General features: G+C 47.3%; 3 protein-coding genes. 1 reads left to right on the top strand and 2 read right to left on the bottom strand.

The features are described 5' to 3' along the window. Window positions 1-85 precede the first annotated feature (85 nt). Entirely contained in the window at window positions 86-367 is a 282-nt protein-coding gene (locus ACH0WD_RS18535; RefSeq protein WP_000719058.1) for a YjcB family protein, read from the top strand. 278 nt (window positions 368-645) lie between these two features. On the opposite strand, the gene siiF is transcribed toward ACH0WD_RS18535, so the two are convergent. Further along, entirely contained in the window at window positions 646-2712 is a 2067-nt protein-coding gene (siiF, locus tag ACH0WD_RS18540) for an SPI-4 type I secretion system protein SiiF (protein ID WP_000358582.1), read from the bottom strand. 39 nt (window positions 2713-2751) lie between these two features. Beyond that, window positions 2752-19437 carry a non-fimbrial adhesin SiiE gene (siiE, locus tag ACH0WD_RS18545; protein WP_000527237.1) on the bottom strand — a complete coding sequence of 5562 codons (16686 nt, stop codon included), beginning with the start codon at window positions 19435-19437 and terminating at the stop codon, window positions 2752-2754. Window positions 19438-19451 lie beyond the last annotated feature (14 nt).

The following is a 19451-nucleotide window of genomic DNA, read 5'->3' on the forward strand; positions in this document are numbered from 1 at the left end:
GTCCGTTGATAGCCAGAATGTCCCACGTTTCCCGGGAACAACGCCGAGCTGTCCTGGACAAAGGTCTATTCAGAGGAAATGTTTCATGGCTGCCATAACCACTGGTGTCGTTCTTCTCCGCTGGCAACTGCTGAGCGCCGTGCTCATGTTTTTAGCCAGCACGCTCAATATCCGTTTCCGTAAATCAGATTATATTGGTCTGGCGGTGATCAGTAGCGGTCTGGGCGTGGTATCCGCCTGCTGGTTTGCCACCGGCTTACTCGGTATTACCATGATGGATCTCGCTGCGATCTGGCATAACATTGAAGCCGTGATGGTCGAAACGATGAGCCAGACCCCGCCAGAATGGCCGATGGTGCTGACCTGATACGCTATCGCTGCCGCTGAAGCCGCCCACCGGTTATCTCAACGCGGAATCGCGCGCCAGGGGTAGCCTTGCGAACCATCACGTCCTTCGCATTGCCGTTGATGAGGGCCGCCAGGTGTGGTTATCCAAAAATGGCAAGTGGAATAGCCCTAACAGAATCGAGCTAAACTTATTGAAGACGTTGCCGACTCGTTAAATGACAAAAAAAGACCCGTTTGTGCAACGGGTCTTTTTTATTAAGCAGTACCGCCTGATAACAGCGACAAGCGCTGCTTATTTTACATTAATAATTTATCCGGAGAACAATCACGGATTATTTTTCCACCTTTCATTACCAGGACCCGGTCAAAATACTTTATCAGGTATCGACGATGCGTCACCATGATCAACGTCTTCCCATGAATAAACTCATCTAAGTTATCAAAAATTTGCTTCTCGGTATTTTCATCCAGATTTGATGTTGGTTCATCCCATAAAAAGACGCTGGCGTTACTGCTCAGACTACGTGCTAATAATAGTTGCTGCTGCTGTCCGGATGACAGGTTTTTAGCCATAAAATTCACCGGAAACTTCAGCCCCATAGGATGTTGCAAGATAAAACCACAGTTCGCCAGATGGAGCGCCTTGAGTACCCGGCCCCTGTCGTTTTGCGGTTTTAACGCGAAATTACTTTCAATGGTTCCGGTGAATAAAACATCATGTGTCGTCACCACGCTTAAATGCTGAGAAAAAAAGTTCTGCGATAAATGTCCTAAGTTATATCCATCATATAAGATGGCGCCGTCTGTTGGTGAAAGGTAGCCAGATAGCATTCCCAGCAATGAGCTTTTTCCTGCACCGCATTCGCCTACCACCGCGACACGCTGCCCCGCAGGTATGTCTATAGACAGTCGGTTAATAATCATCGGAGATTGAGCATCATACTGATAACTCACGCCCCGAATAGAGATATCGCCATTGCACTTTGATATTGACTGTAATGCCGGTGTTTTTTCTGCCTGATCTTCATCAAAAAAAGAAAGCAGATCCTTACCGGTTTTTTCTGCTGATAAAATAGAGATTAATGTAGAAGAAAAATTCGAAATGATCCCGGAAATACGACCAGAGACAATGACAGATGAAACAATTGCGCCAGTAGTAACATCACCCTTGATTACCATAAAAAAGGCTATTACCATAATAGTTATTTGGGTAATAGATGACATACTACCCAATATAGATTGATAGATAAGATTTAATTTCCTTATCTTCAGGTTAAGATACGACTGTTCATTTGATGTATTAACCCAATCAAAAAGTAAACCTTGATTATTTAAGGTATGGATCATTTTAATAGATAAGAAAACTTCTGAGATAAAAATATTCCTGTTCTTCTGTCCTTCTTTTTGTTTGTTCATTAACTCATTAGTATAATGGTGGTTAACGAGGGAAATAATAATAGAGACGATAAACATGGTAACAGGTACAATAACGACCAGACCTAAATTTACATATATAACAATGAGAAATATAATAAATATTGGAATATCGGCTATACGTTGAAAGATCGAGTTTAATAAAACGGGTTTAATTTTCTGAAACTCATTCCATAGCACAAATGCTGATGACATGGATCTGCCATTTTTCTTTTTACTATAAAGTACCGCTTCAAGAAATGCGATATCAATATCGACGTCATCCTGCCTTGCTGTGATAGACTGATAAATATCTTTCGAAGTACGAAGGATAAACTCAAAAACAATAAATACAGCAACAATTATAGCCACGCCAAATAAAGATGAAACCGAAGCACTTGGAACAAGCTTATCATAGAACAGATTACTAAATACTGGGATAGTTAACGCAAAAATTGCCATAAAAAGAGATGAAAAGAAGTATTTAGTATAAAAAATCTTGTTCATCGATAAAGAGTTTTTTATGATATTTTTTACTCTTATACTATCAACAACTTTATTTAAAGGTAGTATACTAAATGCAGATAACTCTTTTAAATATTCTTCTTCAATTTCAACATAACAGAGTTCACCGCGCGCGTTTACCAACTTTATTTTTTGCCCGCCACTCACACACACCATCCACTTCATTTCTGGTGTTAATAGTAAAATCGGCATAGGCTCATTTAGTAAATCTTCACCATTATTAAATAATATATCCTGTAGAGAAAGCCCTAACGACAAAAAGAAATTCTTCATTTGTATAGAGTCGTCAGTGTTATTTCTGTCGTACTTTTTAAATCTTAAATTTATATCATCCTCTTTGATGTCAATTTTTATGTTGAATTTTTTAGACACTATAGATAATGCCGTTTCCGCACTTAAATAATAAGGTTCTAGTTTTTTATCCATAAGTAAACCCCCTCACCCAAAGGTGAGGGGCCTCCGTTATTATGCGTGTTCTTCTTGATTATCTACAGGTAGCGTAACTTCATTAACGGCGAAAACATCAATAGCGCCGTTATTGTTGTGCCCTACAGAACTCGTGGAAGGGGAATCATTAATATCATCCTCGGTCTTTCCTCTTGCATTCATTGCGTTCACAATATCCGCCGAGGAGTGATCGACTGAGAATGTTTTCTCCTTAATCAGGAAATCATCGTCCTTATCAATGAATTTCACGTCCATAGTATATTCACCATCTTCCAAAGATAGCGGAACTTCGAATATTGCTTTCTGGTTAGTTATCGGCAGAGTAAACTCTTCTCCTTCAAACATAACACTGACATTAACAATATTCTCAGGTACTGATATTTCAAAAGAAGGTGTCTGACTAATTGAACGATCTATTTCATCCCCAGAGTCAGCGTTTAACAATGTAATACTATAGGCTGTCTCCTTCACCACGCTTTCTTCCGCCGCAGACGGCACTGTACGAAGATGCGTAGCGCTTTCGGCATTCACTGTTTCAGACTCCGGTGGAGTAACCGCTGTTGCCGTGGCGTCATCGCTCGCATCGTCATGCTGGCTATCCGCTGTTACCGTCACCGTTGAGTCAACCGTCACCTCCAGCGAAGCAGATTGCAGTGAGTTCCCCGCGCGATCCACCACCGTCACGCTCAGCGTGTAGGTACCATCATTCCAGGCGGCTGGCGGCGTGAAGGTCCAGCCATCCGCGCCTTGCGTCGCCTGATAGATGTCTGTCACGCCATTATGCGTCACGTTTACAGTCACCCCGGTCACATCAGCATCAATATGCTGCAGCGTGAACTTAGGCTGGGTGTGATTGTGATTCGTCACGTTATCGCTGTCTGAAGCGCCATTGTCTTCACCTGCTGCCAGCGCAATCTCCGGCACGGTCAGCGTACTGTCGATCGTAACGGTAATGGGTAACGAGTTTTTCTGATTACCCGCGGCATCGCTTGCGATTACCGATATCGTATAGGAACCATCAGCTAACGGTGTACCTGGCGTAAAGAACCAAACGCCATCGGCATTTTTTTCAGCATTATATACGGTCCCATTGATATCGACCTGGACGATCACAACATCGCTTTCCAGATTCCCGATAATAAAGGTAGGCTGATTATCTCGCGTAATATTATCGCCCACCGTACCACTGTCTGAGTCTGGAGATAATGAAATAACGGGAACCTCTTTCATGATATCGAGAGGGACATCATCACTCCGGTTGCCAATCGCATCCACACTCGTAATGGTAAACTTCCCTTCCGATGGATACGGGATCGCCATACTCCATTTACCATTATCAGGAACGGTTAACGTATAAGTATTCCCATTACTATCGGTTATTATTAGCTGAGATTTGGCTTCCGCCGTCCCCTGCATAATAATTAGATCGTTGACAATATCTGAATAAGTTACGACCGGAGCGTTTGGCGGCGTTCGATCAATAAATATTTCATGTACCTCTTCCTTACGGTTGCCTGCGTTATCCTCAATACTCAAAGTGATATCGTATTTCCCTTCCGGAAGCTGATCGGTCGATAACTCCCACTGCCCATTAGCCGCAACGACAGCGGTTGCCAGCGTGACCCCTGCCACGATTAATGATACCGTAGCGCCAATTTCCCCCATACCTCTCATGGTAATAGTGGAGCTATTACTCCACCAGTCCGTTTTCGATGATGATTTATTGTCATCAAGCTCGCTGGTAAATACCTGGATATGCGTATCGACCCAAATGGAATACTTTTCCTGATTGACGTTACCAGCACGGTCCGTAGATTTAACAGTGATATCCAACTGGCCTTCTGTGAAATAAAGCGGGTTCACCGGCATCTGCCAGTGGCCTTTGTCATTAACCCAAACTTCCCCCACATTTAAGCCATTAATGATGATTTCTATTTTGCTATTGGGCTCGGCACTGCCACTAAACAATAAGTTACGTGTCGTGTCCGTTATATATATTTTGCCATCACTACCGGTCATCTCTGCTAACGTTTGTCCGCCGATAGAATCAATAGCGACAGGCGTCGTATTTAAGGTATCGATAGTAAAGTTTAGCGTTTTCGAGGTAGCCGTGTTGCCTGCTTTATCGGTGATAACATAATAAATGCTATGGGAACCATCGCCCAACGGTGACTCAGGTCGATAAACTTGATTTCTGTCCGTCACCGTGATCGTATCGACTAACACCCCATCAATGAAAATCTGAACACTCTGGTTCATTTCTCCATAAATACTAAACGCAGGCCGGGTTTGACTCGTTATACTATCATTACTGAAAATACCGTTATCAGATCCTGCCATCATAACAGGATTATCGATAAACGTACTGGTATCTATCGTGACGAGTAAGCGAGGCGATTCTGCCGTATTACCTGCCGGGTCTTCGGCAACCACTCGGATAGAATATTCACCATCTTTTAACGCATTATCAAACTGATAGGACCAGGTTCCATCTTCAAGCACAAGAACATTTGCCACGATCTTTTCATCCACATAAATATGGATTGTGGCTCCCGCTTCTGCGGTGCCAACTAACACAGGCTTGTTGTGATTAGTAATCAGATCGTCAAGTGAACCAGAGTTGCTCGCATCTTCAAGGTTGAGCGTTGGGAAGTCGGTTGATGAATCGACATCCACGCTATAATCCTTGCTCACTTCTGTGTTGCCAGCAACGTCAGTAATGCTGAAATGAATATTAAACGTACCATCATCTTGCAGCAGTATCGGCGCGCGCCATGTGCCATCAGCCTCAACCATAACAACGTTGACTAATTTACCATCGACAAAGATGCTGACCTGAGAACCAGCCTCCCCGACACCTGAGACTGACAACGCTCGGTTATTAGAGAGGGCCGGTAATGAATCTTCATCAATATCAAAGACAGCAATTTGAGAATCGATTGTCACGGTTGTAATCGCAGACTCAACCCGGTTACCAGCAGTATCCGTAGCAACAAATTGCACCTGATACTCGCCGTCGGCGCTATTTGCCGGCATGGTATAGCTAATATTACCTGACGAACTCGCCTCTACTGTGCCTTGTAACACACCATTAATATAAACCTGTACCGTCGCGCCGGGATCGGTCATGGCAACCAGTACCGGAGACTTATTATTGGTAATCAGATCATATTTATCACCGCTATTAGTATCCCGACTTAATGAAATATCGCTGATTTCAATCTGCGTATCATGTTCTATCAGAATCTCTTTTTGTTGGCTGTTGCCCGCTTTATCTTCCGATACCACGACAAAGGCATTACTACCTTCACGCAGATCTAATTCTGCGCTCCATCGACCATCATTGCCTACCACCAGGGTAGCAATAACCACCCCCTGCGGATTCCTGATGGTTAAAGTACTTCCGGCTTCGGCAGTACCATCGATGGTGACATGAGATTTATTGGTGATCCAGTCGCCAACTTTGCCACTGTCATCAGCTTCGCGTAATACCACGGTTAACGGCGAAATTACCGTATCCAGTATTACATTCTGCGGACCAAACTCTCTGATATTGCCGGCAACGTCTTCAACTTTAAACGTTAATTCATAATTACCGTCATTACCCAAAGCGGGTAATACTACGCCCCAGTGTCCTGCGCCTGTCGTATAAGCAATCGCTTTTTCAACGCCATTCACAAAGATAGTGATTTTGCTGTTTGGCTCACTGGTGCCGCCAATCTCCGGCGTCACCGTATTGATATATCCGCCCTCATGCATTCCAGATATATTCCATACCAGTTCAGCAACCTCGGTATCGATAGTGACATCAACGGCGGTAGAACGCAGTTCGCTATTATCGCGAGGGTTGACGATACCCACCTGGACGACATAATGACCATCTTTCATTTCCGATAACTGGAAAGTATATCGACCCGCTGTATCCGCTGTCGCCTCGCCGACCTTCACGCCATCTACATAAATACTCACAATCGCATTAGGTAACGTGTTCCCAACCAGGGTCGGCGTTTTATTATTCGTGGTAAAGTCTCCTAAGGCACCACTATCGCTCTCCTCGCTGAGCTTTATGGTTGGAGGCGTGACATCAATAACAGGTATTACGACAGGAAAGTCGACCTGCGACGATTCATTACCCGCTTTATCTTTGGCAACAATGCTCACAACATAGGAGCCTGGCGCTAATACTGATGGCGGCGTCCAGCTCCATTCGCCATTCGCATTGGCGTTTGCCGAGCCGACCACTTTCCCATCCCACTGAATCATAATCGTCGAGAACGCTTCGGCGAGCCCTTTGAACTCAGGACGCAGGCTGGTTGCCTCATACTGATCATCAATAGATGGATCCGAAAGGCGAATGGTAGGATCGATCGTAACCGTATCGATAGTGAATCTTTCCTGCGTTTGCGCAGTATTTCCCGCGACATCTGTTGCGACGACGTTGATGGTATACATGCCATCCGGCAGTATATTCGGCGTCACACTCCAGTTGCCATCGGCGCCAACCGTAATCGTGTGTTTTAAAACCTCCCGACCTGACTTATCGTCAACAATGGTAATCACCAGTTTCGCATTAGGCTCCGCAGTACCTTCGAATTTGGGATTTTGCTTATTCGTAAGGTTATCGCTATTGGAGCTGCCGGTATCAGACGCTGGCTCCATTCTGACACTGACGCTTGTCGTGGTATCAATGGTAAAGGGCAGCTTAGTTTCAGAAGTATTTCCGGCAATATCTCTGAAGACAACAACGGCTTCGTATACGCCATCGTTTAGCGCAACGGGAACCTGAAATTCCCAGAGGTTATTGCCATTTGCCGTAACCGGATAAGAAACGCCGTTAATTCTGATTACAACAGTATCAATATCGGCGGGTACATTGCCAATAACGAAACGTGGTTTAGTGACACTCGTAATATTATCAACAGCGCTTTCGCCAGTATCATCCGCATCCAGCAAATCAATACGGGGATCAGAAACAACAGTGTCTATTGTGAATGATACCTCTTTGCTAATTCTATTACCTGCGATATCTTCAGCCACTATTTCTATTTTGTAAGTTCCATCCACTAACGGTGTATCAGGGGTAAATAGCCATTTATTACCTGCCCCCTGAGTCAGTGTGCTGGATTTCCCGTTTAAAATTACCGTCACGCTCTGCAGCGGTTCTCTGGCTGAAATTTCAAAACGTGGAGAGGTAATATTCGTAATACCATCCGTAGAATCCTTTCCGGCGTCGTCCAGCATCACGACGCTCAGGCCGTCAATCTGCGTATCCACGGTAAAGCCCAGCGTGGAATTTGCCGTATTCCCTGCCCGATCCGTCGCCTGGACATGGAGAGTATAATGACCATCAGACAATGCGCTACCTGCAGTAAATTGCCACTGCCCGGCCGCATTTTTACTGACAGGCGTCCAGTTTACGCCATCGAAAGAAACCAGCACCGATGTCACATCATCAGGCGTTGCAATTTCAAAAGAGGGACGGGTAGCATTGGTGACATTATCGTGATCGTTGACGCCGCTATCTGTTGTTAACGTAACACTGTCAATCTGAACCTGCGTGTCGATTTCAATCTTCAGTTCGGCCGATGTTTTGGTATTACCAGCAATATCCGTTACGGTAACAGAGATCGTATGCTGACCGTCAGACAGTGGTTGATCCGGCGTAAAGGTTAAATTCCCCCCTGTGTTTTCAATGGTGTAATCCCGACCATCAATATGAACCACAATGTGTGATACATCATTATCGACATTACCGATAATAAACACCGGTTTGTTAATCCTGGTAAGATTATCATTAGTATCATCACCAGTATCATGGGTGGGATCGAGTACAATTGTCGGCTCTCGCAGAGTCGTATCAATCGTAAACTGCAGCGTTTCTTGCGCAACGTTGCCGGCGATATCAGTCACATCAACCAAGAGAGTGTGTTGCCCATCAGGTAATGCCGAACCGACATTAAATATCCAGCGACCATCCCCTCCTTTTGTGAGTTCAATCCAATTAGCGGCGTTATCGATTTTAACGCGCACATGGGTAATATCATCAGCGGTAACAATACTAAACTGCGGCTTGTCGACTTTGGTAATGTTATCTACATCGCTATCACCGCTATCTGTAACCAACGTGACGCTTTCAATTTCAGCCGTCGTATCTATCACAACAGGTAATGGTTTCGATGTCGCGGTATTTCCGGCCTTATCTTCAACCGTAACGGTAATATTATAAGAACCATCCGGAATGGCATTGCCTGGTGTAAATTGCCAACCAGCCCCAACCTTAGTCGCGTTATAATCATGACCATCAATCGTCACCACGACTTTGATAACATCGGGGTCAACATTACCAATCGTAAAGGTGGGTCGTGAAATATTAGTGATATTATCGGCGGTATTCGCTCCGGTATCTTGTCCTGCGTCTAAAGCAATAGTCGGAACCTGTATATTAGTATCGATATTAAATACTAAATCTTTATTCGCAATATTACCTGCCTGATCCGTGGCCTCTACGCGAAGGGTATATGTGCCGTCAACCAGAGTATTCGGGGTGTCAAAAATCCACTGTCCGTCGGCATTTTTGCGTATCACATTCCAGTTAGCGCCACCATCCAGGGTTACGCGTACCTGGATGACATCACCGGGAACGTCAATTCTGAATGACGGTTTAGCAACATTCGTTAATTGATCATTCTGCACGCCAGTATCATTAAGCAATACGATATTGTTAATGGTTGTCGTGGTATCAATACGCACCTCTAACGGTGCAGATTCTTTTACATTCCCCGCCAGATCTTCCACCACAACGGCTAACTGATATGAGCCATCAGCCCAGCTCGCAGAAGGCGTAAAGCGCCATTGACCATTGGTGAATACCGCCGCTTCCTCGTGCGTTTTACCGTTGTAAGTTACTTTGACCATCACGCGCGTAACGTCAGAATCAACCTGGCGTATGTCGAACACAGGCCGATCGTGTTTGGTGAGGCGATCGCCAACAGTACCGCTATCTTCGCCGGCCGCCAGCTCAATCACCGGCGTAGTCAACGAACCGTCTATCGTCACCTTTAAAGGCGCGGATGTTTGCTGGTTGCCTGCCACATCTGTTACCGTCACGGTGAATGTGTAGCTACCGTCCGCCAAAGCAGAATCCGGTCGATAGCGCCAGCCGTCGGCTGATTCGGTGAGTACCACCGTTTTAAACGTGCCGTTATGCTCAATACTCAATTCCACGTGTCGAACATCTTTATCGATACTCCCCAACACAAATACTGGTTGAGTGACGCTGGTCAGATTATCGTTCTTATTCTGTCCGGTATCCTGATCGGGCGCCAGCTCAATGGTTGGCGTCAACAACGTGATGTCGATAGTGAAATTGAGCGTCTCCGTCATCTTATTACCCGCACCGTCAGTCACTTCCACGGTCAGGGTATGCTGTCCCTCTGGCATATCCGTCGGCCAGGTGTAATCCCAAATGCCAGCCGTCGAACTCTTGATTGCAGTAACCCAGGTCGTGCCGCCGTCAATACTCAGAAGAACCTTTTCCACATCATCCGGTACCGAGATCTGGAACTGCGGACGCACATGTTTTGTCACATTATCGCCAGGGACGCCGCTATCGTTGACTAATTCAATACGATCAATGGCTATTTGCGTATCCACTGTCACCGTCAGCGGCGTAGACGGACGCGTATTTCCCGCCCGATCCTCCACTGTCACCGTCAGCGTATAATCACCGTCGCCCCACGGCGCTGGCGGTGTAAAGCTCCATCCTCCAGCCCCCTGTGTCGCGGTAAACGAGGTTGTCGTTCCATTATGCGTGACGCTGACTGTAACGTTGATAACATCCGAATCGATATTCTGCAGAATAAAGGTCGGTCGGGTGCGATTGGTCATATCATCGCCAGGCGTACCGGTATCATCCGTGCTATCCAGCGCAATGGTCGGCGTCGACAACCGGGTGTCGATGAAAAATTCAAGCGTTTGCGTCGCCGTATTGCCCGCTCTGTCGGTGACCATGACGGTTAGGGTGTGTTTTCCATCGCCCATATCCGTTGGCCAGGTATAGCCCCAGACGCCTTCGATACCCTGCGCCGCGCTCACCCAGTTTGCGCCCCCATCAATGCTCAGTTGCACAGAATTCACATCCGCCGGCACCGTGATCTCAAACTGCGGACGGGTACTGTTAGTTAGATTGTCATCAGGCACGCCATGATCATTGACCAATGTAATATCAGTAATGCTGGTTTGCGTATCTACCGTCACTATCAGCGGCGTGGACTGGCGGACATTCCCCGCGTTATCCTGGACTTCTACCGTTAGCGTATAGCTACCGTCCGCCCAGTCAGCATCTGGCGTAAAGCGCCACTGTCCTCCAACCTGGGTTAGTGTCACTTCCTGGCTATTGCCGCCCTGTGTGATCCGCAAAATGACCGAGTGCGCATCGGCGTCAATATTGCCAATGGTAAAGCCCGGTCTTTTGACGCTCGTAATATGATCGCCAATGGCGCCTGTATCGTCCCTGCTATCCATAGCGATGGTAGGCGTTGACAGCCGGGTATCAATGGTAAAATCGAGCGTCTGCGTCGTCTGGTTTCCCGCCTTATCGGTCGCTTCTACCGTCAGGGTATGTAGCCCGTCGGTCACATCTTTCGGCCAGGTGTAATCCCAGATCCCTGCCGTGCCCTGTGTTGCACGAACCCACGTATTACCGCCGTCGATACTCAGACGTACCTCGTTGACATCCCCTGGCACCGTGACGCGGAAGTGTGGACGAACGTCATTGGTCAGGTTGTCGCCGGGAATACCGTTATCATTAACCAGTTCAATATCATCAATGGCAATATGGGTATCGACCGTAACCGTCAGCGGCGCTGAGTATTTTACGTTACCCGCATCATCCTCCACCCTCACCGTCAGCGTATGACTGCCATCCGCCCACATACCGGTCGGTGTCACGCTCCAGATGCCGGTCGCGCCTTTGGTGGCCGTCAGCACCTCTTTCGTGCCGCCATGCTGTACCTCAACCGTGACATACCGTGCGTCCGCGTCAATATTGCCCAGTATAAACGTCGGCTTATTCACGCTGGTCAGGTTATCGCCTTTTGTTCCGCTGTCGTCCGTGCTGTCCAGAGCGATAGTCGGTTCTGACAGTAGGGTATCGATGATGAAGTCCAGTTTCTGCGTCGTCTGGTTTCCCGCCTTGTCGGTCGCCTCCACTGTCAGGGTATGCTTACCCTCTCCCACATCAGCCAGCCAGGTATAATCCCAGACGCCCGGCGTCGCGCTCTGGGTAGCGTTGAACCACGTCTTGCCGCCGTCAATGCTCAGGCGTACCTCGTTAACATCCGTCGGTACCTTCACCTGGAACTGCGGACGCACGTTATTAGTCAGATTATCGTCGGGAATACCGCTGTCATTGACCAGTTCAATGTTATTAATGGCGATTTGCGTGTCCACCGTCACCGTCAGCGATGCAGAATGGCTGGTGTTCCCCGCTTTATCTTCGACTGACACACTCAGGGTATAATCACCCGCCCCCCATGATGTCGGCGGCGTAAAGGTCCATCCTCCTGCGTCTTTAGTCACGTCAAATGTGGTGGTGACGCCGCCATGCTCCACGCTGACCGTAACGCGAACGGCATCATCATCAATATGTTGCAGGTTAAATGTCGGCTGGGTGCGATTGGTCATGTTATCGCCCTGGACACCGGTATCGTCCGCACTATCCAGTACAATAACCGGCGTCGACAGCGTGGTATCAATAGTGAAGTCGAGCGTCCTGGTCACCGTATTGCCTGCGTTATCAGTCGCTTTCACCGTTAACGTGTAGTCATCATCTGCCAATGTCTTTGGCCAGGTATAATTCCAGACGCCCGACGTCGAGCTTTGCATCGCCTTAACCCAGGTTACACCGCCGTCAATACTCAGACTGACTTCGTTGACATCCCCTGGCACCGTGATGCGGAAATGTGGATTGGCGTCGTTAGTTAGATTGTCGCCCTTAGTACCGCTGTCATTAACCAGTTCAATATCATCAATGGTGATTTGGGTATCGACCGTAATCGTCAGCGGCGCTGAGTATTTTACGTTACCCGCATCATCCTCCACCCTCACCGTCAGCGTATGACTGCCATCCGCCCACATACCGGTCGGTGTCACGCTCCAGATGCCGGTCGCGCCTTTGGTGGCCGTCAGCACCTCTTTCGTGCCGCCATGCTGCACCTCAACCGTGACATACCGTGCGTCCGCGTCAATATTGCCCAGTATAAATGTCGGCTTATTCACGTTGGTCAGGTTATCGCCTTTTGTTCCGCTGTCGTCCGTGCTGTCCAGAGCGATAGTCGGCTCTGACAGTAGGGTATCGATGTTGAACTCCAGGTTCTGTGTTGCCTTGTTTCCCGCCGCGTCGGTCGCTTCCACCGTCAGAGTGTGAGAACCGTTAGCCACATCGGTCAGCCAGGTGTAATCCCAGACGCCCGGCGTCGCGCTCTGTGTGGCGTTAAACCACGTTTTGCCGCCGTCAATGCTCAGGCGCACCACGTTGACATCCGTCGGTACCGTCACCTGGAACTGCGGACGCACGTTATTAGTCAGATTATCGTCGGGAATACCGCTGTCATTGACCAGTTCAATATGGTCAATGGCGATTTGCGTATCGATGGTGACCGTCAACGGCGCTGAGTGGCGAATATTACCCGCCTCATCTTTCACCGTTACCGTCAGCGTATAGTCGCCATCAGTCCACGCGCTGCCAGGTACAAAACGCCACTGCCCGTTAGTCTGCGTCAGCTCCACCTCCTCGCTGTGACCATCGCGCATCACCTGCACGACGACCTGAGTCACGTCAGAATCAATACCGCCGATAATAAAACCCGGCGTTTTAACGTTAGTCTTATTATCGTTGGCGGTGCCGCTATCATCTGCGCTATCCAGCGTGATGGTCGGTGTCGACAATGTGGTATCAATGATAAAATTGAGCGTTTCCGTCGCCGTGTTGCCTGCAACATCGGTTGCTTTCACTGTCAGGGTATACGTATTTTCGACCAGATCTGTCGGCCATATATACTCCCAAACGCCGTCAGACGTCAGCGTTGCGTTAACCCAGTTGATGCCGCCATCAAGACTCAGTTGCACAGAGTTCACGTCCGTCGGTACCGTAATATGAAACTGTGGACGTGCTTCATTGGTCAGGTTATCCCCGACAATACCCGTGTCATTAAGAAGCTCAATGCGATCAATAGACGTTTGCGTATCGATAGTCACCGTCAGCGGCGCAGAATAATTTGTATTACCCGCCTTATCTTCTACCTTTACCGTCAACGTATAGTCGCCATCGGTCCAGGCTGCGCCCGGCGTAAAGCGCCACACACCGCCGTTCTTAATCAACTCTATCTGTTGGTTCTTACCATCATGCGCCACCGTCACCACCACTTTGGTCACGTCGGCGTCGATATTACCGAGGGTAAAGCCTGGCATCTTAACGTTGGTGATGTTATCGCCAGCGGCGCTATCATCCGCACTGTCCAGGGTAATCGTCGGTTCTGACAGCAGGGTATCGATGATGAAGTCCAGTTTCTGCGTCGTCTGGTTTCCCGCCTTGTCGGTCGCTTCCACCATCAGGGTGTGAGGGCCGTTAGCCACATTCGTCAGCCAGGTGTAATCCCAGACGCCCGACGTCGCGCTCTGCGTGGCGTCAAACCACGTTTTGCCGCCATCAATACTCAGTCTTACACCGTTAACATCCGCCGGTACTGTCACCTGAAAGTGCGGGCGCGCTTCATTGGTCAGATTATCGCCGGGGATACCGCTGTCGTTAACCAGTTCAATACGGTCAATGGCGATATGCGTGTCCACTGTCACCGTCAACGGCGCGGACTGCTTCACATTTCCGGCCCTATCTTCTACCTTCACCGTCAGGATATAGTCGCCGTCCCCCCAGTCGCTGGTCGGCGCAAAGCGCCACTGTCCGCCGGTCTGAACCAGTGGTACCTCCTGTTTAATACCATTGTGCATTACCTCCACTATCACCCTGCTGACATCGGTATCAATATTGTTGAGGGTAAAGCCCGGCGTTTTAACATTGGTGATATTATCGCCCGCGATGCCGCTGTCATCTGCGCTGTCCAGCGAGAGGGTCGGCACAGACAGAGTGGTATCGATAGTGAAATCAAGTTCCTGCGTCGTCTGGTTTCCCGCCTTGTCGGTCGCTTCTACCGTCAGGGTATAGCCTCCGTCGGCCACATCATCCGGCCAGATATAATCCCAGGCGCCCGGCGTCGCGCCCTGAGTAGCGTTGAACCACGTCTTGCCGCCGTCAATGCTCAGGCGCACCACGTTGACATCCGTCGGTACCGTCACCTGGAAGTGCGGACGCACGTTATTAGTCAGATTATCGTCGGGAATACCGCTGTCATTGACCAGTTCAATGTTATTAATGGCGATTTGCGTGTCCACCGTCACCGTCAGCGATGCAGAATGGCTGGTGTTCCCCGCTTTATCTTCGACTGACACACTCAGGGTATAATCACCATCCGCCCATAATGCCGGCGGCGTAAAGGTCCATCCGCCTGTGCCTTTCGTGGCGTCAAATGTAGTGGTGACGCCGCCATGCTCCACGCTGACCGTAACGCGAACGGCATCATCATCAATTTGCTGCAGGGCAAATGTCGGCTGGGTGCGATTCGTCAGATTATCGCCCTGGATGCCGGTGTCGTCCGCGTTATTCAGTACGATGACCGGCACTGACAGCGTGGAATCCACCGCGAAATCGATGGTCTTCGTCACTGTATTGCCTGCTTTATCAGTCGCTTCCACCGTTAGCGTGTATTGACCATCTGCCAGGTCTGTCGGCCAGATATACTCCCAGCTTCCTGCTACGCCCGGAGTTGCCTGAACCCACGAATGACCACCGTCAATGCTCAGACGGACTTCATTGACATCCGTAGGTACCGTCACACGAAAGTGGGGACGGTCGTCGTTGGTCATATTATCGCCTTTCACGCCGCTATCGTTGACCAGTTCCACCCCATCAATGGCGATTTGGGTATCGATAACGACCGTCAGCGGCGTTGAGTAGTTGGTATTTCCTGCCTTATCTTCTACTTTCACCGTTAACGTGTAGCTGCCATCCGCCCACGTATTCCCTGGTGTAAATAACCAACTACCATTGAGGTGGGAAAGTTCGATCTCTTCGCTCACGCCATTGTGCATCACCTGTACGACGACCCGATGCGCATCAGCATCAACACCGGAAATAGCAAAACCTGGCTTATTGATATTGGTCAGGTTATCGCCTGTAACCCCCGTATCATCCTTAGAAAGCAGGGAAATCACCGGCGTTGATACTGTGGTATCGATAGTAAAATCGAATACCGCGCTGTTCGCTTTATTACCCGCAATGTCCTCAACCTTGACATAAACCTGATGCAAGCCTTCCGTTAAATCTGAAGTAAAGGTATAGGCCCATGAACCATCAGGTTGTTGCGTGGCAACACCGATCTGCGTATCAGACGCGGCATCCCATACCTGAACACTGATAATGTCCGGATCAATATCTTTTAGGTGCAAGGTAGGTTTAACGATATTCGTTAAATTATCATCTGAAATTCCCGAATCTGAATCCGGGCTCAATGAAACTATCGGTATTGAAATAGCAGTATCGACGCTAATTAAGAAAGGATCCGAATGAGCAATGTTGCCAGCGATATCTTCAACTGAAGCGGTTATTCTATGATCGCCATCAACCAAACCTTGATCGGCTTTCAGGGTATACTCCCATCTGCCATCTTTATTTGTTCTGACCTCAGCGATCAGTGCGCCATCAATATAGAGTTTAACCGTTGAATAGGGTGCAGCGGTTCCTGTCAGTGCAGGATTCTTTTCATTAATAATATGGTCTGTATTATCAACCCCCGTATCGTTGACTAACTCTATTGTTGGTTTTTGCGTTTGCGTTACGATTTGGAAATTATACGCTGATGAGGAGGCAGTATTACCGGCAATATCTTCTACCTTTACCGTTACGTCATGCGAGCCATCGGATAACGCTGTGGTAAATTGAAAATTCCATACACCATCATCGCCAGCAATAGCCTCGCCACTTAACACACCGTCAACATAGATGGAAACCTTAGCATTAGCTTCAGCCATCCCGGTAAACAACGGCGTATTAATTTTAGTAATCATATCGCCTTTAACGCCAGAGTCAGCGCTATCATGCAACATAACAGTAGGGATCGGCGTAAAGCTATCAATGGTAAGCTGATAATCTACAGATGACGTTCTTCCTAAAGGATCGATGGATTCAACCGTAATCTTATAAACATTGTCAGACAGATTTCGGGAAATATCAAAATTCCAGTTACCGTCTGCATCCGCAGTCGTCACGCCTATCGTTTTACCATCGATAAGGATATTTACGGTAGCAAACCTATCCGCTGTTCCCAGTAATGTCAGAGCATTATGTTTATTGGTAATCCAGTCGCCTTTTGCACCGGAATCATCACTGGCATCGAGTTCCGCTTTTGGAGGTACAACTTCAGTTTGAATAGTAAAAGAATATTTAACAATAGAGGATTTATTGCCGGCGGCATCCTGAGAAATGATTTCAATATCATAGGCGCCCTGAAGAAATTTATTACTAAACTGATAATTCCAGGTCCCGTTTGAATCAACCTCAATGCTGTCATATAATTTACCATCTCGCATCAATAAGATGGTAGACTTTGGCTCTGCCGTACCGACTAAAGCCGGTAAATCATTCCCTGATAAAATTATACCATTCGGCAAAACAACATAATCCTCCAAAGAAACCGTCGGAGGTACAGGGGCAATAGTATCAATAACGTAACTAAAGGAAAAATCCTTTTTGTTGCCAGCGACATCTTCAACAGTGAACGTAAGATTGTTAATCCCTTCCACTGAGTCGGAAGTGAAATTGAACGTCCATTCGCCCTTGTCATTCGCTTTAAAAATAACCTCTTCGCCAGTCTCACTATTTATGACACTGATAATAGCATTTGGCTCAGTTTTACCTGTAAAGGTTGGGCGAGTATTGTTAGTAACGTTATCTCCGACAATACCGCTATCATTCGTCGTTTCAATCTCAGCGCTGAAATAGCTGATACGTGTATCAATAGTAAAAGGCAGATTTGCCGTCGCTGAGGTATGCCCGGCAATATCAGTAGCTGTTGCTGTTATATTGTATTCGCCATCCTTGAGCGGCGTAGTAAGCGTATAGCTCCATGTCCCATCTTTAGCAACAATGACCTCACCAAGATGTTTAAGTCCAAGATAAATAGAGACTGTAGAACCAGGTTCCGCCACACCAATAAATGTTGGCAGGGTGCTATTAGTAATGTTGTCATTTTTAATGCCGGAATCACTACTATCATCCAGCTCAATCGTCGGCTTTTCCGGAGGAATGGTGTCGGTTATGATACTATCCGTCGTTTCGTTTTTATTACCTGCTTTATCTACGGCAACGACTTTTATACTATTTTCGCCCTCAGATAGTTCATTATCTTTAAATTCATAACTCCAGTTTCCATCTTTATCGACATCAACGCTGGCAACCAGTTTATTATCTACATAAATGTCAACCTTAGCATTCTCTTCCGCCGTACCAACAATTGAAGGCGTCAAGGTCGGCGTTAAGCCCTTATGACCGGACACACTACTTTCAGGCGAAAGTTCAAATGTTGGCTTATCGGTAACGGAATCGATAGTAATGACAAGTTTGGCGCTACCGCTTCCATCAGCAGTCTTGGCCTCTGCCTCCAGATTGTATGTTCCATCAGTCAATGTTTCAGGCGCAGTGAAGGTGAAGTTACCCAAACTATCCGCTACAGCCTGACCGACAGCAATACCATTAATTTTAATAATGACCGTGGCATTGGGGGCAGTGCTACCTACAAACTGAGGTTTGGTAAAATTAGTTATACTATCATCTTTGCTACCACTGTTACTTTCGGCCGCAAGCGCTAATGTGACTTTAAGCGGCTCTTTAACAGACTCGGCATCGAGCTTATTTTCCTCATTTTTACTGCTATTACTTTTGCCAGTGCTGGTATTTTTATTAATAGGTTGAGGAAGAACTTTTTCAGCATCGTTCTGTTTAGAAGCCTGCGTTGCTTTAGCCTGTGTATTTTGCTGGGAAGCATCGCTTTGCTGAGCCAGATTGTCTTTTGCTACATTGTCAGCCAAAAATTCCTGCAGCATTTCTTCCATTTGCTTTGACGAGTTCTGTACTTCAAACGCTTCATTGAGCGCTTTTTCTGCAGCCTCCTTAGCTTTCTCTGCTTCTTCCTTCGCCTTATCAGCTTCTTTCTTTGCGTTTTCAGCATCGTCAAGCTGCTTTTTTAATTCCTCTTCTTCCTTCTTATTTCGTCGTTTGCCATTACCTTTCTTTTCTACCTGAGCAGAATCAACCAATGAGCTGTCAATTCTCTCCAGTTGAATATCTTTTAAATCTACGCTGCCCAGAATTTTAGCGCCGGTAATAGTCTTATCTTTAAATTTAACAGCGAGGTTATTGCCTTTGATACTTGAATAAAGAGCGCCATTGACAATGATCACTGAACCACGCGGCGTGGTAATGTTCATGTCTGGCCCGGAAAGAGAAACTTTTGCGCCTTTGGCATTACCCAAAGAAGATAAATCAATTACAGAATTTTGATCGGCAAAAAACTTTTGTATGCTTTTATTTCCCATAATATTATATTCAC

It is taken from the genome of Salmonella sp. 2020_1395 (assembly GCF_043848115.1).
In the GTDB taxonomy this organism is placed as follows: Bacteria; Pseudomonadota; Gammaproteobacteria; order Enterobacterales; family Enterobacteriaceae; genus Salmonella; species Salmonella enterica.

Coding starts and splice junctions, on each gene's coding strand:
- ACH0WD_RS18535 (WP_000719058.1), top strand. CDS start 86: ATGGCTGCCATAACCACTGGTGTCGTTCTTCTCCGCTGGCAACTGCTG.
- siiF (WP_000358582.1), bottom strand. CDS start 2,712: ATGGATAAAAAACTAGAACCTTATTATTTAAGTGCGGAAACGGCATTA.
- siiE (WP_000527237.1), bottom strand. CDS start 19,437: ATGGGAAATAAAAGCATACAAAAGTTTTTTGCCGATCAAAATTCTGTA.